Raw genomic sequence first — 22,677 nt, 5'->3', positions numbered from 1 at the left:
TTAAACAAAAATTAAAGAGGAAGTGATTTTAATGCCATTTATTAAAGTACAAACCAATCAAAAGGTAAAAAAAGAGGAAGAATTATTAAAAAAATTATCAGCTGAGATGGCAGAGCAGCTTGGAAAGCCAGAATCATATATTATGACAGCTCTGGAAGCTGAACTAAAGATGACTTTTGGCGGCAGCAAAGAAAAAACAGCATTTATTGAAGTTAAAAGTATTGGCTTAAAGCAGTCAATGACCGAAGAACTATCTCAATTTATTTGTGAATTTATTGAACAGGAACTGGAAATAGAGCAGGACAGAATTTATATTGAATTTGCTAATGTCCCAGGTGCAATGTGGGGCTGGGATAGAGGCACCTTTTAGTTAGAGGCCGAAGCTAAAGTCTGGTTAAAAGCAAAAAGCGGTTTATCCAATATTGTAATTAAAGAATTAATTTCTGAAGAAACCAGACCTCGGGTTTTAAAAGATGAGGATGGGATTTTACTTAATCTGCGGGGGCTAAATTTAAATTCGAAGTCAGATGAGGAAGACATGGTTTCACTGCACATGTGGATTGAACCCGGTAAAATAATTACTACCCGCAGTGAACGAGTTTTTACCATTGATGATATTGATCAGAGTTATCAGAAAGGTGATGGTCCAATGTATATTCTTTCTATTGTCAGTAGTATCTTTTTACTTTTAAGTTTTTTAACCGGGCTATTTGGCATTAACATTGGTGGTATGCCAGGGACTGAAAGTAATGCAGCCTTTGGAATTTTTTCAATTTTAATGCTGGTGATTATTGGGTTCGAATACTGGTTATTTAAGCGAAATGATTGGATTTAATAAATCTAAAGTGTTAAAATCTAAACAAGAACATAATATCAAATATTAGTTTAAATTAAATAAGGTTGGTGTCTATTATAATGAGAGATTTAAGTCTTTTAACAGATTTTTATCAGCTGACGATGGCTCAGGGATATGCTGAAAAGGGAAAAACAGAAAATGCAGTATTTGACCTTTTTTACAGAGAAAATCCCAGTGGTAATGGTTATGCTGTTTTTGCCGGTTTAGAGCAGATTATCGAATTTATAAAGAATTTAGAGTTTAGAGAAGATGATATTAAATATTTAAGAAGTCAGGGATTTAAAGAAAGATTTTTAGATTACCTAAAAGATTTTGAATTTACAGGGGATATTTATTCAGTTCCTGAAGGTAGTGTTGTGTTTCCTAAAGAACCAATTCTTAAAGTGGAGGCATCTATTTTACAGGCCCAGTTATTAGAAACTCCACTATTGAATTTTATCAATCATCAGGCTTTGATTGCGACCAAAGCGGCCAGAATAACAGAGGCAGCTCAGGGTAAAAATGTGTTGGAATTCGGCCTTCGTCGGGCTCATGGTCCAGATGCGGGGGTCTATGGAGCAAGGGCAGCAGTAATCGGGGGCTGCTCCGGGACTTCCAATGTTTTAACCGGCAAAAAATTTGGAGTTAAGGTCAGCGGAACTCACGCCCACAGCTGGGTGATGAGCTTTGAAAGTGAACTGGAATCTTTCCGGACCTATGCTGACAATTTTCCCAATAGTGCTATACTCCTGGTTGATACCTATGACACACTAAAATCGGGGGTTCCTAATGCAATTAAAGTTTTTAAAGAGATGAAGGAAAAAGGGATTGATTCAGAGCTCTTTGGCATTAGACTGGACAGTGGAGATCTGGCCTATCTTTCTAAAGAGGCACGAAAAATGCTTGATCAGGCTGGTCTGGAAGATGCTGTGATAGTCGCTTCCAATAATCTTGATGAAGATATTATTACTTCCCTTAATCTGCAGGGAGCACAGATTGACCTTTATGGTGTGGGAACAAAACTGATAACTTCTTATGACTGCCCTGCCTTTGGAGCAGTTTATAAAATGAGTGAATATAATGATCAGCCTAAAATTAAGCTTTCTGATAATATTGAAAAGATGACTAATCCGGGTAATAAAAAACTGATTCGGATTTATGATGAAAAGTATGGAGAAATCAGAGCAGATTTAGTTGCTCTTGAAAAAGAAAAAATTAGTGCAGATAAAGATTTAGTTTTATTTGATGCCAGAGATACCTGGAAAACTACTACCCTTGAAGAAGGTAATTATAAACTGAGAGAGATGTTGGAGCCAATTTTCAAAAATGGTAAATTAGTTTATGATTCTCCAACAGTGGCTGAAATTAAGGAATATGCAGAAAAGGAAAAAGAGAGTCTGGGAGCAGAATATAAGAGATTGACTAATCCTCATATAATGAAAGTAGACCTTTCAGATGAGTTATATGATTTAAAGCAAAAGCTAATTCAGGAAAATAAAATGGAAAAGTAAAGTTTTAAAGTTGTTTTATGGGCAAATTTAAAAAGGAGATATAATTATGGTCAGTAAAAAAGAAAGAGCAAAAGGAGCATTGATGGGTGCTTTTATCGGTGAAGCTCTTGGAGTTGGACCTCACTGGTATTATGATTTAGAAGAAATGAGGGCTGAATATGGTGACTGGATTGATGATTATACTGAACCTAAAGCTGACAGGTATCATGGGGGCCTTGAGGCGGGAGAAATATCTCAGGCTGGTATTTTACTGAAAATGATGGTTGAACATTTAATTGAAAATAATGGTTATGATCAGGCTGCTTTCTGTAAAATGATGGACGAAGACTTTTTGCCTAAAATCTCTGGGAAGGCGATGGCTGGCCCGGGAGGATATACAAGCCAGTCAATGCGGCATCTCTGGCGGGCAAGGGTTAAAAACGAGCTGCCCTGGGATCAGTCTGCAGGTAATGCAGATACGACTGAGGCAATTGAAAGAAATATTGGGCAGGCAATTTTCTATGCAGATGATCTTAAGGCTTTAAGTTTGAATATAACTGATAATACTGCTTTAACTCAGGCAGATAATTTAATTGCTTCTTTAACTGTGGCTTACAGCTCAGTGCTGGCTATTTTGGTTCAGGGGGAAAAACTTGATCCTGAAATTTCTAAAAAACTTATGCGGGCTGTCGATCGAGGGGAATTACCTTTTCATAAGGTGACTTCTGATAATTTAAATCCCCCCGCTAAGGATAACACTGTTAAAGAATCTGATCTCTATGGTGAGGGAATCTTTGCTTCTCCTGATGGATTGCTCTCACCTTCTTATATGGCTCGAGCAGCTGAGGATCAGGATATAATAATTGAGCCTGCCTGGAAGGTTTCAATTGTTTATGGAATGCCCTGTGCAATTTATCATATGCTGCCTGCTGTCTACTATCTAGCGGCTAGATTTAAAGATGATTTTGAAGCAGGAGTGCTCAATGCCCTTAATGGAGGCGGTCAGAATCAGGTGAGAACAATGCTGACTGGTGCTTTAATCGGAGCTCAGGTCGGTTTTTCCAGGATCCCGGCTAGATTTATAAAGGGTCTTAAGCAGAAGAATGAGCTGCTCAATTTAACTGATAAACTGGTAGAAAAATGTAAATAGATGACTTTTGAATATAAAAGCTGTTTTGATAGTTATTTAAGCTGTCAGAACAGCTTTATTTTTTTCTTAAATTAATAAAAAGCTCAAAATATTTAAGGTATTCTTCTGCAAAAACACTGTCTTTTAAATAAATAAAATTAAATTCTCTTTGAATATTAAAATCCTTAATCTTTAAAGCTGAGATTTTATTAGCTTCTAAATATCTTTTAGCAGCGGCCTGATACATAAAAGAAATTCCTTTATTCTCCGAGACCAGAGCTTTAATCGCATTTAGATTACCAATTTCTATAGTGCTGGTAAAACTTTTAGGATTTAAATTATTTGTATAAAGAATTTGTTCTAATATTTCTCTAGTTCCTGATCCATTTTCTCTTAAAATTAGGCGAAAATCTAAGAGTTTATCCATTTTTATTTTCTCTCTGCTTAAGTTTGAGTCAGCAGAGCAGATTCCAATGAATTTTTCTTGACTAAAAAGGTGATATCCAAACTTTGTCTTGTCAAAAAAACCTTCTAAAACAGCAAAATTAATTTCTCCTGCTTTTAATTTTTGGAGCAGAGTGGCTGTATTTTCAACCAGCATATCAAAATTAAGCTCCGGATTTTCTGTCATTGCCTGGTTTAAAATATCGGGCATTACAAATTCTCCAATAGAGAGAGTAGCACCAAACTTTATGTTTTGCTTAGGTGATTTATTGCTGATAGTTTGTGCAATTTTTCTACTGTCAGCAATCATCCTTTCTGTATAATGATATAGTTTTTTACCCGCCGCAGTTAGATTAAGTTTTTTGCTGCTGTAATTAAATAATTTCACCCCGTAATATTCTTCTAAATGTTTAATGTGCTGGGAAACAGTGGGCTGCGTAATATGTAGTTTTTCTGCAGTTTTAGTGTAGTTTTTGATCTGACAGAGCTTCAAAAAAGTTTGGTGTCTAAAATCTATCATTCTTATCTCCCTTCTAAATATTTAAATGACTTTATAATATAAAATCAGATTAGCTATAATTTAAAATTATTGATTTATAAAATATTATAATTTTATTTTATCTATAATTTATTATAAAATCAAGAATGTAAACCATAAGGGGGAAGATAAAAATGAATAAACTTAGTGATTATTTAGCAGGAATCATCCTTACAATTTTATTAGCTTTGACTGCTAAAGCTGTAAGCAGCTATATACCAATGCATTTGATCAGCGGCAGTGTTCTGGCACTGATGCTGGGAATGCTTTTAAATCCGATTATACGAGAAATTTCTATTTTCAATACAGGTATCAATTTTGTTTCCAAGAAAATTTTAAAAGCTGGAATTGTACTGATGGGTCTTACTTTGAGTTTTTCTCAGGTTTTATCTGTCGGAGGTTATTCATTAATTGTGATGACTTTTACTTTGCTGACAGCCTTTGGGGGAGGGTATTTATTTGGCCGCCTTTTTAATATGAACTGGAAACTTTCAAGTTTAATTTCCGCTGGAACCGGTGTCTGTGGGGGGTCTGCTATAGCTGCGGTAGCTCCAACAATTGAGGCGGACAACAGCCATATTGCCTATGCTATTTCTGCAACCTTTATTTTTGATGTGCTGATGGTAATCTTATTTCCTCTAGCAGGAAGATATTTGGGGATGAGTGATTTAGGTTTTGGCCTCTGGGCGGGAACAGCAGTTAATGATACTTCCTCAGTGGTAGCAGCTGGCTATGCTTTTTCAGATGCCGCTGGTGCTTTTGCTGTGATAGTAAAATTGACCAGGACTCTTTCTATAATTCCGATAGTAATGATTTTTTCATTTATCAATGCTAGAGAAAACAAAAAACTGGGTGTAAGTGGAAATGAACAGAGAGAAAAAGTTGAAATTAAAAACATATTTCCCTATTTTATTCTTTTGTTTTTAATGATGGTGGCAGTAAAAAGTACAGGTTTTATCTCAGCTGAATTAAGCAGCAATATTGCGTCAATATCTAAATTTATGATGATTATGGCTCTAGGGGCAATTGGTCTGACAACTAATTTTAGTGAAGTATCTGATTCTGGTATCAAGCCATTACTGCATGGTTTTATAATATCTTCACTGGTAGTTATTGTTTCATTTACAATTCAGCTCTTTATTGGTCAGATCTAGCATTTAAATTAAAGTAGAGCTAAAGTAGAGCTTATGTTAAGATTAGTATAGAAGAAGTGATAGAGTAAAAGCCTGCTTGCAAAGCTCGGGTATGAAGTTACAGCAGCAACGAGAAAAACTGAGGCAGAAGAACATTTCAATAACTTAGGGGTAAAAAATATTATAGATAGAAAAGAGATTGATGATGATTCCGGTAAAATGCTGGCCGGAAATTTAAAAAATCTATCATTAATTCATATTTTCTTCACATTTTTATTCTAGAATTAATTCAAAGTAAAGACGACAGGAATGGTAGAGTTTAATATTTAACAATTACGATATAAGCCTTGACAGAACTAATCCTGAGTGTTATACTATGTTTAAGATACCTAATAGGGGTATGTTGAGAGTTGATTTAAGTTTAAAGGAGGATAATTAAATGAAAAGAATTTTAATAATTACTTTAATTATATTGGCAGCAGTTGGTATTGGAGCTAATATTGTTTCTGCCCAAGCTGGATTTGGACCTGGAATGATGTGGCCGGGCAAAATGGGACCGGGGATGATGGAATCAGTTAACAGTGAATATGAATTTTTAGTAAAAATGATACCACATCATGAAGAAGCAGTTACTAAGGCTAAAATTCTAAGAGATAATACTAATCGAGAAGAAATGCGAGAATTTGCTAAAGATATTATAGAAATTCAGACTCAGGAAATTGAAGAAATGGAAAAATATCTGGCTGAATGGTACCCGAATAGAACAAATAATTATCATTATCAGCCAATGATGGGAGATTACCAAGGATTGTCTGGAGAAGAACTCGATTATTATTTTTTAGAAGATATGATCTTTCATCACATGGGGGCAGTAATGATGTCTCAGCAGTTAATAATGCAGGGTTTGGCTGAACATCAATCAGTATATTTACTTGCCAGAAGTATTAGAGATAGTCAGCGACAGGAAATTTTCATGATGCGTGATTGGCTGGATAAATGGTATTAAATAGATTTGAGTAAAATAAATTTATTTAAATAAGAATTAACATTATTTCATACTAAAATATTGAATTAGGAGGTATAGTTATGATGGGTTATGGCCCTGGAATGATGGGAGGAGGATTCTCAATAATCTTCTGGATAGTAATTATTGGTGTGATTTATTATTTCTTTAAGGAATATAATAGACATAATCACCACCGCCATGATGATCGTGGAAATGGTGATCCTCACAATAATGGGCACAGTAATTTTGATGCTCATAGAGATAGCTTTAATAGAAGAAAAGAAATAGAATATAACAATAAGGAAGATAGTGCAGGAAAAATTGCTAGAGAGCGTTATGCAAAAGGTGAAATTTCTAAAGAAGAGTTAAAGGAGATCCTTGATAATTTAAATAATTAAATCTAAATTTTTATAATATAAATGGGAGGAATAATAATGAGTAATTATGGTATTAAAAAAACAGTAAAACTTTCTTATCAAGAAACAGTGAAAAAAGTAAAAGATGAACTAAAAAAAGAAAGTTTCGGTGTTCTGGTAGAAATTGATATGAAAAAAACTTTTAAAGAAAAATTGGATAAAGATATGAATAATTATGTTATACTCGAAGCATGTAATCCTAGCTTTGCCTTTGAAGGTATAGCAGAGGAGCCTGAGCTAGGTCTTTTACTTCCCTGTAATGTAATAGTTTATGAAACTGAGACTCAGGAAGTTAAAGTAGCAGCAATTGATCCAGAAAAAGCACTTGGCATGTCAGGGAATAAAAGGGTCAATGAAATAGCTAAAGAGATTAAATCAAGACTTGAAAGAGTAATAAAAAGTATTTAAGTTAATAATTATTTCTAATATAACCTGTTTGACTGCAGTTATAGTTTTAACTGTGGTTAAACAGGTTTTTTGTTTTAAATATAGTTGTTTAAGAACACTGTAAATGTTAAAATTTAAGTGATGAGTATTAAAAATCATATTGTTTAATTGAGGGGTTTATAATTATGGAAGAAATATTAAATATTGAGCAAAAAGAAATAGATTATTTAAAAGCAAAAGATAAGCGGATGTCAGATTTAATCGAAAAAATTGGAAAAATAAAAAGAATTTGTATTCCTGAACCATTTACTGCGCTATGTCGGAATATTGTTTATCAACAACTTTCATCTCAAGCTGCCGATTCTATCTGGGTTAATTTTAATAATAAACTTTCGGAATTAACTCCAGCCGCTATTATTTCAGCCAAAAAAAGTGAACTCAAAGCAGCAGGACTTTCAGAGAGAAAAATTGATTATCTTAATAATTTGTCAGAGGCTGTTCTTAATAATCAACTTAAGCTATCAAAACTTGGTGAGATGACAGATCAAGAAATTATTGAACAATTAATAAAGATAAAAGGAATTGGCCGGTGGACTGCAGAAATGTTTTTAATTTTTTCACTAGCTAGAAAAAATGTTATCAGCTTTAATGATTTAGGGATTAGAAAAGGTATTCAGTGGTTTTATGGTTTAAAAAATGAACCTTCTAAAAGGTATTTTAAAAAGTTTAGAAATAAATTTTCAACATATAATACAGCAGCTTCTTTATATATTTGGGAGGTAACTACACAAAATCTTGATCAGATTTTTAAAAGTGCTGAAGAATTAACAACTGATAATAAAGTGGTATATTATGATTCACCAATTGGTTTAATAGAGATTCAGACTGATCGAGGAAAGCTTTTGAGTCTTAATTTTCAAGAAGTTAAACGCTACCCAGAAGAAGAAACTGCCCTTTTATCAATAGCCAAAGATCAGCTGAATGAATATTTTAGGGGAAAAAGGAAAGAATTTGACCTACCACTTAAGTTAGAAGGTACAGATTTTCAAAAAAGTGTTTGGAAACAGCTTCTAAAAATCCCTTATGGAGATACTTTTTCTTATAAAGAAGTTGCAGAAGCAATAGAAAATAATAAAGCTTACAGAGCAGTAGGTAATGCAAATAATAAAAATAGTATACCGTTAATTATACCCTGCCATCGAGTAACAGCGAGCAATGGTAAAATTGGAGGGTATGGAGCAGGAGTCTGGCGGAAAAAGTGGCTTTTGAAACATGAAAAAGCTAATCTATAATTTTTTTGAAGCTGATATTATTAATTTTGGTAAATTTTATAAAGGAGAAGGAAAATGACTGAAATAGAATTGTTAATTGATTTTCATAAAAATGCTAAAAGACAGGGGCCAGGAAGTTCGGCTGATACATTAAAGGCCTTAAATTTAATAGGGATTAGCAAAAACAAAAATCTTAAAATTGTAGATATTGGTTGTGGTTCCGGTGCTTAGACAATTACTCTTGCTGAAAATATTGATGGTCAGATAACAGCAGTTGATCTATTTCCAGATTTTTTGAGAAAGCTTGAAATGAAAGCAGAAGCAAAAGGATTAAAAAATAGAATTAAAACATTGGAAAAATTAATGGATAAATTAGATTTTGAGCAAAAAAAAATTAGATATCATCTGGTCTGAAGGAGCAATTTATAATATGGGTTTTGAAGCAGGGATAAAAAGCTGGAAAAAGTTTTTAAAACCTGGCGGTTATTTATCAGTAAGTGAAATTACATGGTTGACTGATAAAAGACCAGAAGAAATTGAAAAATATTGGAATAATGAATATTTAGAGATTGATACAGCTTCAAATAAATTTAAAGTTTTAGAGAAAAATGGATTCACACCGGCAGGATACTTTTATCTACCTCAATCCAGCTGGTTGGACAATTATTATAATCCAATTGAAGATCGTTTTGAGAACTTTTTAAAAAGGCATAATCATTCCAAAACTGCAGAAAAAATTGTAGAAAATGAAAAAAAGGAAATTCAAATATATAGAAAATACAAAGAATATTTAAGCTATGGCTTTTATATAGCAAAAAAAGTTGAGAACTAACTTAGCTAAATAAGGAGGAAATCAAATTAGAAAAAGTGATGGTAGAGGAAAACATACTACCACTCATCGAAAATTAATTGTTTTAGAAAATGGATCTATAGTTATTGATACTCCTAATATGAGAGAAATTCAGCTCTGGGGTGAAAGTGATAGAGTTAATGAAAGTTTCTTAGATATTAAAAAAATAGCTAAAAATTATAAATTCAATGACTGTCAGCATGACTCAGAACCAGGCTGTGCTGTAAAAAAAGCTATTAAAGAGGGGAAGTTAGCTGAAGCAAGGCTTGCAAGCTATAGAAAGTTGAAAAAGGAATTATTGTATTTAGAAAGGAAAAAGAAATATGGAGCTGAATATGCAAATAAGTTAAAATATAAAGAATTAATGGGTTTGTAATTTGACAAAATAAAAATAAGATGATATTCTTTATAATCAATAATAATAAAAATTTAATAATTCATCAAGAGTGGTGGAGGGACTGGCCCTTTGAAACCCAGCAACCTACCAATATGGTAAGGTGCTAAATCCTGCATTTCAAAGAAATGACAGATGAGAGGACTATTAAAACCCTCTCATGAGGGTTTATTTTTTTTTACCACTTTTGCTATTAATAATCGTAAAAGTGGTTTTTTAATTATCTTAGAATTTGATGAAATTATTAATTAATCAGCAGGAGGTGAAGAAGTCAAATTTAAAAGTACTTATTGCAAATAGTATGATAATAAAATTTAATTAAATTTTAAAAAAGTAGAGGAGAATTTAAATTATGGAAAAAGCAATTAAATCAATTTTAATCAGCAGTGGAGTAGTTTTAGTAGTGGCTTTATATTTATTTATAGCAGCAAATACAGTAATGGCAGCAGATCCAATCTTAAAAGTTGGAGCAACAGCTGGTCCTTTTGCTCAAATATTAGAAGCTGTAAAGCCTGTATTAGCAGAAGAGAATATAGAACTTGAGATTGTTGAGTTCACAGATTATGTAACTCCCAACTTAGCACTGGCAGATGGTAGTTTAGATGCTAATACTTTTCAGCATATACCATATTTTGAACGTTTTAAATCAGACCGAGATTTAGATTTAGTTTCAGTCGCGAAAACAATTGTAATTCCAATCGCTATTTACTCTGATAAATATGAATCATTAAGTGAAATTCCCAAAAATTCAACTATAGCAATTCCAAATGACCCAACAAACGGTGGTAGAGCCTTATTATTATTTGAAAAAGCAGGTTTAATAAAATTAGATGATTCCGCAGGAATTAATGCTACAATTTTTGATATTGAGGTTAATCCACTTAATTTAAAATTTCACGAAGTTGAGGCTGCTCAAACTGCTAGAGTTATCCCTGATGTTGCCGCAGCAGCTGTTAATTCTAATTATGCTCTGGATCTTGGTATGAATCCCAAAGAAGATTCTATTTATATTGAAGATGGTGATTCACCTTACGTTTGTATAGTAGCGGTAAGGCCTGAAGATAAAAATGATCCTTTAATCAAAAAATTTGTAGAAGCTTATCAATCTGAAAAAGTCCGTAATTTTATAAATGAAGAATTTGATGGCTCAGTTATTCCAGCCTTTTAAAGATTATAAATATCAGTAGAATTCAAAAAAAGGAGTTATATTATGCCGGAATTAAATAAAAAAATTGATAAATTTAGTGATTCAGTGATTAGAAGAATGACAAGAATAGCAAATAAATATGATGCAGTAAACTTATCTCAGGGTTTTCCAGATTTTGACCCACCTGCAGAATTAAAAGAAGCTTTAAAAGATGTCGCTGGAGGAAGTATCCATCAGTATGCAGTTACCTGGGGAGCAGCAAATTTTCGAGAGGCTCTGGCAAAAAAACAGTCAGATTTTATGGGGATAGATATTGATCCAGAAAAAGAAATTGTTGTAACTTGCGGCAGCACAGAGGCTATGATGGCTGCAATGATGACAGTCTGCAGTCCAGGGGATAAAGTCGTTGTTTTTTCTCCTTTTTATGAAAATTATGCTGCTGATGCAATATTATCGGGGGCAGATCCTATTTATGTAAACCTTAATCCACCGGAGTTTGATTTTGATCCTGAGGAGTTAGAAGAGGCTTTACAGCAGGGAGTTAAAGCTTTAATTCTCTGCAATCCTTCTAATCCAAGTGGTAAGGTGTTCAGCCGTTCCGAACTAGAAACTATTGCAGAATTGGTAGATAAATATGATGTATTTGTAATCACTGATGAGGTTTATGAACATATTGTTTATCCACCAAATGAGCATCTATATTTTGCTTCACTGCCTGGAATGTTTGAGAGAACAATTTCCTGTAGTTCACTGTCTAAAACTTATTCGATAACAGGCTGGAGACTTGGTTATCTTATCGCACCTGAAAAAATAATTGATGGCGCTAGACAAATACATGATTTCTTGACAGTTGGGGCTGCAGCACCTCTTCAGGAAGCAGCAGTTACAGCACTTAATTTTGATAAAAAATATTATCAAGAATTAGAAAAAAAATATGGGAAAAAAAGAAAATTATTTTTGAGAGGTTTGGATCAAATTGGACTTAACTATACCAAACCACAGGGAGCATATTATGTAATGGTGGATATAAGTGAATTCAATTTTAAAGATGACTTAGAATTTTGTAAGTGGATGATAAAAGAAGTTGGGGTGGCAGCAGTGCCTGGTTCTAGCTTTTTTAAAGGAAATATTAAACATTTAGTGAGATTCCACTTTGCTAAAAAAGATGAAACTTTAAAAAAGGCTTTAGAAAGATTAGAAAAGTTACCAAAAAAAGCAAAAAAGAGAAACAATTAATATTAAATAAAGGAAGTGTTTTTAATATGCATTTAGTAATGGGTTCTCCTAATCGATATCTTCAAGAAAAAAATATTTTAATAGAAGCCGGTAATCATATTGCTCCGTTAGGAAAAAAAGCCTTACTGGTTGGAGATAATACTACATTAGAGATAGTCAGAGAAAAACTACATCAGAGTCTAACAGAAAATAAGATTGAATTTAAAGAGGAAGTTTTTGGAGGAGAGGTTACCAAAAAAGAGGCTCAGCGAATAGCTTCTTTAGTTGAAGCAGAAAATTTTGATTTAATCATAGGTATTGGGGGTGGAAAAGCAATTGATACTGCTAAGGCTGCAGCTGCATATTCTAAGCGAAAATTAATTACTATTCCAACCATTGCCTCTAATTGTGCTGCTTGGACTCCCTTATCAGTTTTTTATGATGAAAATGGTAGTTTTGAAGAATACATTATTTTTCAATATAGTCCGGCACTTGTTTTAGTAGATACTGAAGTTATTGCTAATTCACCGTTGAATTATTTTAAAGCTGGAATCGCTGACACAGTTGTTAAATTTTACGAAGCACGGGCTTCTGCAGCAGATAAAGAAAAAAACAGTCCAACAAGGGCAGCTCTAAAAATTGCTGAAGAGTGCAAAGATATCCTATTTGAATTTGGTGTTCAGGCTGCAGAAGATATGGAAGAAAAAAAACCGACTAAAGCCGTTGAAAAAATAGTTGACAGTATAGTTGCACTGGGAGGAATGGTTGGTGGTATAGGCGGTGATAATTGTCGTATTGCAGCCGCTCACGCTGTTCATAATGGCTTAACAGCCCTTTCTGAAACCCATGATTTACTACATGGGGAAAAAGTTGCCTTTGGTACTTTAGTACAGTTAGAATTAGAAGATAATGAAGCAGAATTTGCTGAATTATTAGTTCTGCTTAACAATTTAGAACAACCTATTACTTTAGCTCAACTGGGCCTAGCAAATGCAGACAATAATGATTTAGCAAAAGCTGCTGCTAAAAGCTGTGCACCAGAGGAATCTATTCATAATCTTTCTTTTAAAGTAACAGAAGAAGATGTTTTAGAAGCTATTAAAAATGTTGATCTTAAAGCTAAAAAATTTCTTGAACAATAAAATAAATTATTAGGAAATGATCTCCTTCCACTTTGAATTTAATCTTTTAACCAATATTCTTTCTTGAAAGACCTTGTTTTATTGCTTATTAAATGTTAAAATTTGATAGATGAAATTAATAAAAAATAAGCAAATGTTAGTATATAGGAAGGTGCAAAAATGAAAGAAAAGTTTATTGCTGATTTGAAAAAGACAGGAAAAAATGGTATAGAAGATCTTTTATCTTATTTAAAAGAAATTGAGTTTTATGATAAGCCGGCAAGCATCAGACATCATTTAAATGTTACTGGTGGTTTGTTGGAGCACACCGAAAATGTTAAAAAAGAATATCTAAAATTAAATGAAGAAATAAACGCGGGTATTCCTAAAGAAAATATGATCATCCAGGCTTCAATACATGATCTTGAAAAATGTTTTGCCTATACATCGGAAATGCAGAATACTATTACTGAGGGGCAGAATAATTTTTTAAGAAGTTTGGTCAGGGATAATATGGATTTGTATAATACTTATGGACTTGACAGGTATGTAGAAAATAAGGAGTTTATTATTTCTAAGGAATATGCCAGTGATTTAATTAAATGGTTTAAAGATGGTAGAAATATTGCTCCCCCTGATGTGAGAAGTGACTGGAATTATAATGAAAACAACTTACCTTTAAATCATTCTATGAGAGCTATTTTAGAGGCTTCAAAGTTTATTGAACTTGATGAAAGAGATGTGCTTGCTATAACTTATCATATGGGACCTTATGGCCCTTTTGATGAACGAAAAAGATCAAAAGCGGAAGAACTTTATCCTGATGTAAGATTGCTTCATTTGGCTGATTCTATAGCAACCAAAAAAGAAGATATTGAAGCAGAATTAAGTAATAAATAATACTTAAAGATAAAGTAAGTTCAAAAAATGTGAGGAGATCATGTATGTATAACTTTTCAATTAGAATGTTAAGATTATTTTTTGGTTTATTTCTTTATGCCCTTGGGATAGTTGTTACAATGAATGCCAATATAGGTTTTGCTCCCTGGGAAGTTTTTCATAAAGGAATAGCAAATATTTCAGGATTTACAATTGGACAAATATCTATAATAGTTGGCTTTTTAATCTGTGTATTGGTACTTTTGATGGGGGAAAAACTTGGTTTAGGTACACTTTTTAATATGCTGATGATAGGTACATTTATGGATATGATTATATTTGTTGATTTTATTCCTCATATTAAGAGATTTTATTTTGGAGTTCCATTTTTATTCTTAGGTTTGTTTATTATTGCAGCTGCAACATATTTTTATATATCTTCCGGTTTTGGCGCAGGTCCAAGAGATAGTTTGATGGTGGCTATAGAAAAGAAAACAGGTTTTTCTTCAGGATTTTCAAAAGCAATAATGGAAGCTGCAGTAGTTTTGTCAGGGTGGCTTTTGGGAGGGCCGGTTGGTTTAGGAACTGTTATTGCTGCTTTTGGAATAGGACTCTGCATAGATCTTATTTTTAATTTATTTAATTTTAAGCCATCTGAAGTAGAACACGAAACATTTGCCAAAACTTTTAATAAAATTTTGGATACTATTAAATAAAAGACAGTTAAAAATAAATTTTTGGCCTCAGATATTATGTCTGGGGTTTTAGTTTAGAAAAAATATGTTATTGGATTCAGGCAAAGAAAAGAAGAAAAAAATGAATTAAAAACATTGATTTACCACTGAAACTAAAGCGATCTTTAAAGTCCAACCGTGCTAAACAGAATAAAAAGAAACTGGGTACCAGCATTGAAGAACGGCCTGAAAGCGTTAATGATCGTAGCGAATTTGGCCACTGGGAATATGAAAAAAGATATTCATTTAAAGAAAGTTTCAAAAGTCTAAATCACAATCATAAGAATAAGTTATCAAAATTAGAATTGTCTTTTGTTTACTAATTACTATTATTAAAATTTATTATATTTTATTATTAACATTAGTTATAGAAATAAATAATATATATTCAGGAAATTAGACATAATATTCTATTAAATTAATTAAAAGAGGGTGTTAATAATGAAAGCAATTGTCATTGACCAGTATGGAGATAAAGATAAATTAAAAGAAAAAGAATTGTCAAAACCAGAACCAGATTCTGATGAAGTTTTAATTGAAATACACGCAGTAGGAATTAATCCTATTGATTGGAAGTTAAGATATGGCTATCTTAAGGAAAAATTTCCATTTGACTTCCCTATTGTTTTAGGTTGGGATGCAGCTGGAATAGTAGAGAAAGTTGGGAAAAATGTAGATTCTCTTCAAAAAGGTGATCGAGTTTTTGTTAGACCCGAACTTACAAATCGAGGAACTTATGCTGAATATACTACAGCAAAAGAGGATCTGGTCGCAAAAATGCCAGAAAATATTAGTTTTAAAGAAGCCGCTGCGGTCCCCCTTGCAGGACTAACTGCTTATCAAATTCTTGTGGATGTTGGTAATTTGGATTCAGGGGACAAGGTATTGATTCATGCTGGTGCCGGTGGAGTTGGAAGTTTTGCTATTCAAATAGCAAAAAATATGGGTGCCTATGTTGCTACTACAGCAAGTACAAAGAATGTAGATTTTCTAAAATCCCTGGGAGCTGATGAGGTCATTGATTATACAAAAGAGGATTTCTCTGAAGTACTTGAAGATTATGATCTGGTTATTGATACTCTCGGGGGAGAAATCCAAGATAAAAGCTTAACTATTCTTAAAAATGGAGGAATGCTTGTTTCAATTGTTGAAGAGCCTGATCAGGAAAAAGCAGAAAAACTTAATGTTAAAACTAAATTTCACTGGTTAATACCTGATGGCAAAGAGCTTGCAGCACTTGCTGAAATGATGGAAAATCAAACTTTAAAACCTGTTGTAGGAACAGTATTTCCATTTACAGATCAAGGTTTAAAGGAAGCTCATGAATTAAGTGAAACTCATCATGCCAGAGGGAAAATTGTTATTGAAGTTAGTTCATAAGATTTGTATTAACTTATGTGCTTTAGCTAATAATAGAGGCTAAGATTTATTTAAGTAGAAAATTTAATATAAGATCATCGTAATTGGAGATGATTCAACCTCAGAGAAACTTCATTTTTTAGTAGATAATGGAGTTTTCCTGGGGTTTTATTTATATCTGATAAATTAGATGACAAAAAATAAAAAAAGAATAGAATATTTAAATATTAATGGTGAAATAAATAGTAAAATAGATATCAATAAATTTTAAAAAATTTAATTTGAAGAAATTGAAGGTATACTTCTGTTTTGAATGAATTATATTAAATATAGAATTATAAAATTTCAATTTAAAAATAAATCAATTTATTTTGGGAGGTAATTATGATGGCTGAATTAATGTCAGGCAAAAAGGGAATAATTATGGGGGTAGCAAATAGAAAATCAATTAAAGAAAATTTCAAAAGAAGCTAAATTAAAATAGAAATGAGGGGTAGATACTGATGGCTTATTTAATCTTTAAAACTATAATTTCAGCAGTTATAATTGTAGCTGTGTCAGAAGTTTCTAAAAGAAGTTCACTTCTGGGAGCGGTTTTAGCATCACTTCCCCTGGTTTCTTATTTGGGAATCATCTGGCTTTATATAGATACTGAGAGTAAAACTCAGGTAGCTCAGTTATCAAGGAATGTTTTCTGGATGGTTATTCCATCCTTATCTTTTTTTGTAGTACTGCCATTATTATTAAATACTGACCTAAATTTTTATCTTTCATTAGCTATTTCAACGATAATTATGATTGTTGTATATTTTGGAATGGTCTTTATCCTGCAGAGATTTGGAGTTAATATTTAAATTTTCAATAATCTTAAATAGCAAACTGGAAGTTTAAAGGCTCAAATCAGAATAAAATTGAACTGCTGGAGAATATAAAAATATAAATTTCGCTTTTTTAAAACCCATGGTTCGGATGGAAAAAGAAGTTGAGTTTGATATAGAAGCTGAGCAATTTATAGCCCGTTATGACAGCAGTTTGGATACAGTTAAAGTTTTTGTTAAAGAAGAGGATGAGTTAATAGAAGTGGTTGTTTATGATGTTATGTGGTTTGCATGGCACGCTTATTTTCCAGAAACAATAGAGAATCTTATTCATTGAATAAAAGATTCAGTTGATTGATACTTTTAAAGGTAGTAATTTCTGATATTTCTTTTAGGGATAACCCTAATTTTTGAGCTGACTTAATAAACTTAAGGCGTTTCAGTTCCTTTGATGAGTATTGTCTGTACCTGGAGCTGTTTCTTGGAGGTTCAGGAATTAGTTTTTTCCGTTCATAATAAAGAACTGTTTCAACATTAGGAAAAAGGTTAATATAGTAACAGTAAAAAGCCTGGTTGAGAAAGAATTTAAAGAGAATGACTCTTATCAAATATATTTAAATCAGAAAATATACCGAGAAATCAATTACAGGAAACTGTTTAAATGAAAATCTTACTGGTAAATGCTGTCATCAAGCTCTGGCTGATGAACTACCATATGGTGGAACCTGTGCTCTTCGGGGTTGTGATCCAAAAAAAGTGTTAATTGGTCCAACTGAAGTTCACTATCATGCTGATCACCTTCTGGATAAAGGAATTGATCAGGTGCCTGAGATAAGTTGGGAAGATGTGATGAAATTTAAGCAGAAATTTGTAGATGAAATGCCACCCAAGATCGAGTCGGGTTATAAGAAAAAAGGAATAGCTATGTACCATGAAACAGCGCGTTTTCTTTCTGAAAATACTCTTCAGGTCGGACAGGAAAAAATTAGAGCCGATAAAATAGCAATTGCCACTGGTGCTAAACCGAGAGAACTTGAATTTCCAGGAGCAGAATATGCGCAGACCAGCACAGACTTTCTGAATATGAAGGAAATGCCGGATTCACTACTTTTTATTGGAGGTGGTTATATTGCCTTTGAATTTGCTCATATAGCTGCCCGCTGTGGTGCTGAAGTGACAATTGTCCACCACAGTCAAGCTCCATTGAAAAACTTTGAGCAGGATATTGTTGACCACTTGGTTAAAGTCACTGAAGAGCTGGGAATTAATCTCGTTCTGGAGACAGAAGTCTGCGGGATTGAGAAATTAGACAATAGCTATCGGGTTAAAGGAGAGACCAGCGGAGAATTTGATTTTTTTGAAGCAGAAATGATTATTAATTCAGCTGGAAGACCTCCAAAAATCTTTAATCTGGATTTAGAAAAAGCTAATATTGCTTATACTAAAAAAGGAATTGAAGTTAATGAGTATCTCCAAAGTACAACCAATCCCAGAGTTTATGCTGCAGGAGATGCTGCTGATTCTCCTGGACTACCACTGACCTCTCTTATATGCTGTAAAAGTTAGCAGTTTTACTGATAACTAAATAAAATTGAATATCTAATTTATGAATTAGAGTTTTCCTTGTAAATTCATTATCAATGTATTATAATTAGTTTAACATAAACTCGGATATTTAATATCTAAGTTAAAAAGGAGGCAGAAAATGGAATTAAATGAAAAGCAGCTTAAATTGTGTGAAGAAAATACCGAAGATTTTTCTAATTTAAAGGCTTTATTTATCAACTGTACTTTAAAAAAATCACCTCAAACCTCAAACACAAGAGGTTTAATGGATGTAGCAAAGGCAATTATGGAAAAAAATTTGGAAAATGATTTTACCCAGAGAAATACAACTTTTATGACCTGGAATTTAATGCACCTGGCCAAGATGCTTAAGGGAAATGATGGAATTACTGTCCACGGCAATCAGCGCAGTGCCTGGGATGCAGGCTGCAGCTTCGATCATCCAAATCCAGAATATAGATAGGAAATGAGATAAGAAAATATTTAAATTTAAAATTAGTTTTTGTATTGTGGAGGAAGAGTGAATCGAAGGAGGTCAAAATGTTAAAAAATAAATATATATATTTATTAATAATTACTGTTTTATGTTTAGGACTTTTAACTAATCCGGCAGCTGCTCAGGATGACAGTTTAAATATTGCTATACCTGGTAGGGCTCAGACACTTGACCCGGCATATCTGCAGCGGGTTTTATCTGACTGGCCGGTTATGAATTCAATTTTTAATGGGCTGGTTAAATATAAGCCGGGAACATTTGAGGTAGTACCTGATCTGGCTGAAGAATGGGAGATTTCGGAAGATAACACAGAAATTACTTTTCAGCTAAAAAAAGGTATCCAGTTCCATAAAGGTTATGGAGAATTTACTGCTGAAGATGTTAAATTCTCTTTTGAAAGAATAATCGCAGAAGATGCAAATTCACCAGAAGCACAGTCATTTATTAATCTGGAACGAGTTGAAGTTATCAATCAGTATACAGTTAAATTGATTTTGACACAGCCAATGGGAAGACTTTTCACTTCTACCTTACCTTTTAATGCCGGTTTGATTGTCAGCAAAAAGGCAGTTGAAGAGATGGGAAGAGAAAAATTTGCCAGCAACCCAATTGGTACTGGACCTTATGTTTTTGAAGAATGGGATGTCAACAATAATATAACACTAAAGAGAAATGATGATTATTTTGAGGTAGGGGCTGAATATGGTGAAATAGTATTTATGCCGATGTCGGATCCTACATCTCAGGAGCTGGCTTTACAGTCTGGAGAAATTGATATTGGACAGCTTACTCTTGATAATTTTGATCAGATAAGTCAGATGGAAGAGTTTGAGGCTGAAATTTATCCAGACCTGGCAATTCAGTATGTTGCTTTTAATACCAGTAAGGAGCCCTTAAATAATAAGAAACTAAGAGAAGCCTTAAGGTATATAATTAATCCAGAAGAAATTTTGATTGGAGCCTTTGCCGGTAAGGCAGAAAGAGCCAACTCAATTTTGCTTGAAGATATGACCGGTTACTGGCAGGCTCCTGATTTTAAGCTGGAAGACGTGGGAGAAGATTATGTCTGGAATCTGCTGGCAGAAGCGGGTTATCCCGAAGGAGAAGGTCTTGAGCTGGAGTATGTAACTGACGCCAATGAAGAAAGAAGATTAATTGGAGCTCTAATTCAGGATCAGTTATCACGCTTTAATATTGATTTAAATATCGAAGCCCTGGAGGTTGGACCAAAAATTGACCGCTGGCAGGATGGAAGTTATGATATTACCTATGCCAGATTTACCAACACTGTTGATCCAGGCTATAATTTTCAGTGGAATTTGAGTGAACAGCTTGGAAAGTGGAACTTGTTCCACTGGTCAAATAAGGAATATGATAATCTCTGGCAGGAAGCTGAAACTACCCTGGACAGTAATCTGCGGGCTGAAAATTACAAGAAAATGCAGCAGCTGATGAATGACGACTCGATTGGAATCTGGGTCACCCATGGAGTTAAAACACCTGCCTGGATTACTGAAATAGAGCCTGTTTTTTCACCTGATGGAGTGATTTTACCCTGGTTAATCAGCAATAGTGAAGAATAAAAAGTTATTAAAAGCTGGAGGATTATTATATGTTTATCTATATCACAAAACGCCTCTTATGGGTGATTCCGACTATTCTTACAGTCTTATTATTGTTATTCAGCCTCAGTTATTTACTGCCGGGAGATCCAGCTGATATTATACTTGGTCCGAGAGCTACTCCAGAAATGGCTGCAGAACTTGAAAGTCGACTTGGGCTTGATAACCCCTGGTACCAGAGTTATTTAATTTATCTACAAAATATTATTAAAGGTGATCTCGGTACTTCAATTTTTAGAGATCGCTCAGTATTAAAAGTCATTTTAGATGTTCTGCCTTACACAGTTATTTTAACCCTGGCCGGGATGGGCCTGGCTGTTTTTAACGGAATTTCTATTGGCCTCCTGGCAGCAAATTATAATAACAGTTATTTTGAAAAGTTTTTAACTATGCTTTCATTTATTACTGCTTCAACTCCAACCTATATTGCCGGGGTATTATTAATAGTTGTTTTTTCAGTTAATTTTAATCTGCTGCCCTCAATTGGAATTGGTGATGGCGGCTTATTAGACAGCATTCATCACTTAATTGGACCGGCGCTGGCCCTTTCGGTTGGCTGGACCGGCTATATTGCCCGTTTAACCAGAAGTTCAATGCTCGAAACTTTAGATCAGGAATTTATTCAGACTGAAAAATCATTTGGTATTCCCCGCTATTATATTCTCTACAAATATGCTTTAAAAAAGGCAATTAAACCTATCATTGCAGTAATAGGGCTTGGCATAGGCAGGCTGCTTGGGGGAGCAGTTTTTGTGGAAGTGATTTTTAACCGTCCCGGCCTGGGAAGATTGATTGTTGACTCGGTTAATGAACGCGATCTTCCTCTAGTTAGAGGTGGAGTTTTAGTAGCTGCCCTTTTATTTGTAGTTGCAAATCTAATTGCTGATATTTCATATGCCTATTTTGATCCCAGAATCAAACAAAAATAAACTGCTGGAGGTTAGACATGTTTAAGAGTCAGAAATTTTTTCGCTTTCAAAAAAAGAGTGCTAGAGTAATTAAAATAATGAAAAAAGATTACAAAGCATATCTCGGCGGCTCAGTAATCATGCTGATTTTGATTTCAGCTATTTTTGCACCCCTGATTGCTCCTGCTGACCCCTATAAAACCAATGTGACTAAAAGGTTGGAAGGACCAAGTCTGCAAAATTTGCTTGGTACTGACAGTCTGGGTAGGGATATTTTAAGTCGCCTTATCTATGCAGCCCGTCCGGCAGTTTTGGTTTCTTTTGGTGGGATTATTATCTCAGTAATTATTGGAATAATTCTGGGACTATTGGCAGCCTATGTTGGGGGAATACTGGAGAGTATAATTTTATTTATCTTTGATGTGATCAGGGCTTTTCCACCGATTATTCTAATTTTAGTTCTGCTTTCTATAATTGGGCCTTCATTATTAAGTGTAATAGTTATTCTTGGAGTGACAATTATGCCCCGCTATGGCAGAGTGGTCAGAGCAGAAACTCTCTCTGAAAAAGAAGAGGATTTTGTTGAGGCAGCCAGATCACTGGGAGCAGATAACTCCCGCATAATTTTTAAACATATTTTGCCCAATATTTTTGCTTCAGTTCTTGTCTTAAGTGGAATGGATATGGCCTCAATGATCATGTGGGAAGCAGGACTTTCTTTTCTTGGTCTGGGCTTACAGCCTCCTTTAAGCAGCTGGGGAGTAATGCTGCAGGAGTCATATCAGTATATTCAGACTGCTCCCTTAATGATTCTCTGGCCGGCTCTGGCAATAATGTTGACAATGCTAGGATTTTCGACTTTTGCTGAGAGTTTGAGGGTGGCTTTAAATCCAAAATTAAACCAGGAGGTATAAGTTCT

26 protein-coding genes, 3 pseudogenes and 1 riboswitch are annotated in these 22,677 nt (G+C 33.7%); of the genes and pseudogenes, 27 read left to right on the top strand and 2 right to left on the bottom strand.

Annotation, left to right across the window (positions count from 1 at the left end; translation table 11 throughout):
* Nucleotides 1-31 precede the first annotated feature (31 nt).
* From C7954_RS06420 to C7954_RS06405, 5 genes and pseudogenes are all read left to right on the top strand, one after another.
* Nucleotides 32-370, top strand: a complete 339-nt coding sequence (locus C7954_RS06420; RefSeq protein ID WP_089720162.1) for a phenylpyruvate tautomerase MIF-related protein — start codon at nt 32-34, stop codon at nt 368-370.
* 30 nt (nt 371-400) lie between these two features.
* Nucleotides 401-634 (top strand): annotated as a pseudogene (locus C7954_RS14050) (CorA family divalent cation transporter); the annotation flags it as partial.
* 15 nt (nt 635-649) lie between these two features.
* On the top strand, nt 650-835 hold the full coding sequence (locus C7954_RS14045) for a CorA family divalent cation transporter (RefSeq protein ID WP_256208173.1): 186 nt from the start codon (nt 650-652) through the stop codon (nt 833-835).
* 74 nt (nt 836-909) lie between these two features.
* Nucleotides 910-2,346: a nicotinate phosphoribosyltransferase gene (locus C7954_RS06410; RefSeq protein ID WP_089655723.1), complete on the top strand. Its 1,437-nt coding sequence runs from the start codon at nt 910-912 to the stop codon at nt 2,344-2,346.
* Between the two features lie 46 nt (nt 2,347-2,392).
* On the top strand, nt 2,393-3,475 hold the full coding sequence (locus tag C7954_RS06405) for an ADP-ribosylglycohydrolase family protein (RefSeq protein WP_166635499.1): 1,083 nt from the start codon (nt 2,393-2,395) through the stop codon (nt 3,473-3,475).
* Between the two features lie 55 nt (nt 3,476-3,530).
* Here the strand turns inward: C7954_RS06405 and C7954_RS06400 are convergent, their stop codons facing one another.
* On the bottom strand, nt 3,531-4,418 hold the full coding sequence (locus tag C7954_RS06400; RefSeq protein ID WP_089717156.1) for a LysR family transcriptional regulator: 888 nt from the start codon (nt 4,416-4,418) through the stop codon (nt 3,531-3,533).
* 152 nt (nt 4,419-4,570) lie between these two features.
* On the opposite strand from C7954_RS06400, the gene C7954_RS06395 reads away from it, so the two are divergent.
* The 17 genes and pseudogenes from C7954_RS06395 (at nt 4,571) to C7954_RS06320 (ending at nt 17,503) form a co-directional block, all read left to right on the top strand.
* The gene (locus C7954_RS06395; protein ID WP_089655712.1) at nt 4,571-5,590 is read left to right on the top strand and encodes a YeiH family protein; all 1,020 of its coding nucleotides are present in this window, start codon (nt 4,571-4,573) and stop codon (nt 5,588-5,590) included.
* Nucleotides 5,591-6,008: 418 nt separating this feature from the next.
* On the top strand, nt 6,009-6,575 hold the full coding sequence (locus C7954_RS06390; RefSeq protein ID WP_073157667.1) for a DUF305 domain-containing protein: 567 nt from the start codon (nt 6,009-6,011) through the stop codon (nt 6,573-6,575).
* Between the two features lie 80 nt (nt 6,576-6,655).
* Complete coding sequence (locus C7954_RS06385) at nt 6,656-6,973, top strand: SHOCT domain-containing protein (RefSeq protein ID WP_073157664.1); 318 nt, start codon at nt 6,656-6,658, stop codon at nt 6,971-6,973.
* 36 nt (nt 6,974-7,009) lie between these two features.
* On the top strand, nt 7,010-7,399 hold the full coding sequence (locus C7954_RS06380) for a DUF302 domain-containing protein (RefSeq protein ID WP_110301057.1): 390 nt from the start codon (nt 7,010-7,012) through the stop codon (nt 7,397-7,399).
* Nucleotides 7,400-7,563: 164 nt separating this feature from the next.
* A complete protein-coding gene (locus tag C7954_RS06375; RefSeq protein WP_089720158.1) occupies nt 7,564-8,670 on the top strand; it encodes a methylated-DNA--[protein]-cysteine S-methyltransferase in 1,107 nt (368 codons plus the stop codon).
* A 54-nt stretch (nt 8,671-8,724) separates the two neighbouring features.
* Complete coding sequence (locus C7954_RS13870) at nt 8,725-8,880, top strand: hypothetical protein (protein WP_223174521.1); 156 nt, start codon at nt 8,725-8,727, stop codon at nt 8,878-8,880.
* 148 nt (nt 8,881-9,028) lie between these two features.
* The gene (locus tag C7954_RS13865) at nt 9,029-9,481 is read left to right on the top strand and encodes a hypothetical protein (RefSeq protein ID WP_089720156.1); all 453 of its coding nucleotides are present in this window, start codon (nt 9,029-9,031) and stop codon (nt 9,479-9,481) included.
* Nucleotides 9,482-9,506: 25 nt separating this feature from the next.
* A complete protein-coding gene (gene rsgA, locus C7954_RS06365; RefSeq protein WP_081374529.1) occupies nt 9,507-9,875 on the top strand; it encodes a GTPase RsgA in 369 nt (122 codons plus the stop codon).
* Between the two features lie 58 nt (nt 9,876-9,933).
* A riboswitch (SAM riboswitch) is annotated at nt 9,934-10,035 on the top strand.
* 210 nt (nt 10,036-10,245) lie between these two features.
* Nucleotides 10,246-11,061, top strand: coding sequence for a MetQ/NlpA family ABC transporter substrate-binding protein (locus tag C7954_RS06360; RefSeq protein WP_073157648.1), 816 nt, complete (start codon nt 10,246-10,248; stop codon nt 11,059-11,061).
* Nucleotides 11,062-11,103: 42 nt separating this feature from the next.
* Nucleotides 11,104-12,276, top strand: coding sequence for a pyridoxal phosphate-dependent aminotransferase (locus tag C7954_RS06355; RefSeq protein ID WP_073157646.1), 1,173 nt, complete (start codon nt 11,104-11,106; stop codon nt 12,274-12,276).
* Nucleotides 12,277-12,302: 26 nt separating this feature from the next.
* Complete coding sequence (locus tag C7954_RS06350; protein ID WP_073157643.1) at nt 12,303-13,397, top strand: iron-containing alcohol dehydrogenase family protein; 1,095 nt, start codon at nt 12,303-12,305, stop codon at nt 13,395-13,397.
* A gap of 159 nt (nt 13,398-13,556) precedes the next feature.
* The gene (locus C7954_RS06345; protein ID WP_073157640.1) at nt 13,557-14,276 is read left to right on the top strand and encodes an HD family phosphohydrolase; all 720 of its coding nucleotides are present in this window, start codon (nt 13,557-13,559) and stop codon (nt 14,274-14,276) included.
* Nucleotides 14,277-14,320: 44 nt separating this feature from the next.
* Entirely contained in the window at nt 14,321-14,971 is a 651-nt protein-coding gene (locus C7954_RS06340) for a YczE/YyaS/YitT family protein (RefSeq protein ID WP_073157637.1), read from the top strand.
* A 104-nt stretch (nt 14,972-15,075) separates the two neighbouring features.
* A pseudogene (locus C7954_RS13860) lies at nt 15,076-15,216 on the top strand (IS30 family transposase); the annotation flags it as partial.
* A gap of 214 nt (nt 15,217-15,430) precedes the next feature.
* Nucleotides 15,431-16,369: an NADP-dependent oxidoreductase gene (locus C7954_RS06330; RefSeq protein WP_073157634.1), complete on the top strand. Its 939-nt coding sequence runs from the start codon at nt 15,431-15,433 to the stop codon at nt 16,367-16,369.
* A gap of 482 nt (nt 16,370-16,851) precedes the next feature.
* The gene (locus tag C7954_RS06325) at nt 16,852-17,202 is read left to right on the top strand and encodes a DUF3147 family protein (RefSeq protein WP_073157631.1); all 351 of its coding nucleotides are present in this window, start codon (nt 16,852-16,854) and stop codon (nt 17,200-17,202) included.
* A 106-nt stretch (nt 17,203-17,308) separates the two neighbouring features.
* The gene (locus C7954_RS06320; RefSeq protein WP_073157628.1) at nt 17,309-17,503 is read left to right on the top strand and encodes a DUF3179 domain-containing protein; all 195 of its coding nucleotides are present in this window, start codon (nt 17,309-17,311) and stop codon (nt 17,501-17,503) included.
* Here C7954_RS06320 and C7954_RS14180 read toward each other — a convergent pair.
* Nucleotides 17,493-17,774 (bottom strand): MerR family transcriptional regulator, encoded by a 282-nt coding sequence (locus C7954_RS14180; protein ID WP_166635500.1) that lies wholly within the window; start codon nt 17,772-17,774, stop codon nt 17,493-17,495. The genes C7954_RS06320 and C7954_RS14180 overlap by 11 nt on opposite strands.
* 10 nt (nt 17,775-17,784) lie before the next feature.
* Here C7954_RS14180 and C7954_RS06310 point away from each other — a divergent pair, with 10 nt between their 5' ends.
* From C7954_RS06310 to C7954_RS06290, 5 genes and pseudogenes are all read left to right on the top strand, one after another.
* Nucleotides 17,785-18,732: a dihydrolipoyl dehydrogenase family protein gene (locus C7954_RS06310; protein ID WP_089717142.1), complete on the top strand. Its 948-nt coding sequence runs from the start codon at nt 17,785-17,787 to the stop codon at nt 18,730-18,732.
* Nucleotides 18,733-19,033: 301 nt separating this feature from the next.
* Nucleotides 19,034-19,195 (top strand): annotated as a pseudogene (locus C7954_RS14175) (flavodoxin family protein); the annotation flags it as partial.
* Nucleotides 19,196-19,272: 77 nt separating this feature from the next.
* On the top strand, nt 19,273-20,811 hold the full coding sequence (locus tag C7954_RS06300; RefSeq protein WP_134059119.1) for an ABC transporter substrate-binding protein: 1,539 nt from the start codon (nt 19,273-19,275) through the stop codon (nt 20,809-20,811).
* Between the two features lie 29 nt (nt 20,812-20,840).
* Nucleotides 20,841-21,779 carry an ABC transporter permease gene (locus C7954_RS06295; protein WP_089655702.1) on the top strand — a complete coding sequence of 313 codons (939 nt, stop codon included), beginning with the start codon at nt 20,841-20,843 and terminating at the stop codon, nt 21,777-21,779.
* A gap of 17 nt (nt 21,780-21,796) precedes the next feature.
* Nucleotides 21,797-22,672, top strand: coding sequence for an ABC transporter permease (locus C7954_RS06290; protein ID WP_089655701.1), 876 nt, complete (start codon nt 21,797-21,799; stop codon nt 22,670-22,672).
* The last annotated feature ends 5 nt before the right edge of the window (nt 22,673-22,677 follow it).

This window comes from Halanaerobium congolense, assembly GCF_004366375.1.
GTDB classification, from domain to species: Bacteria; Bacillota; Halanaerobiia; order Halanaerobiales; family Halanaerobiaceae; genus Halanaerobium; species Halanaerobium congolense.
Note: the sequence above shows the minus strand (reverse complement) of the source record. Positions and strands in the feature narration are given on the sequence as shown.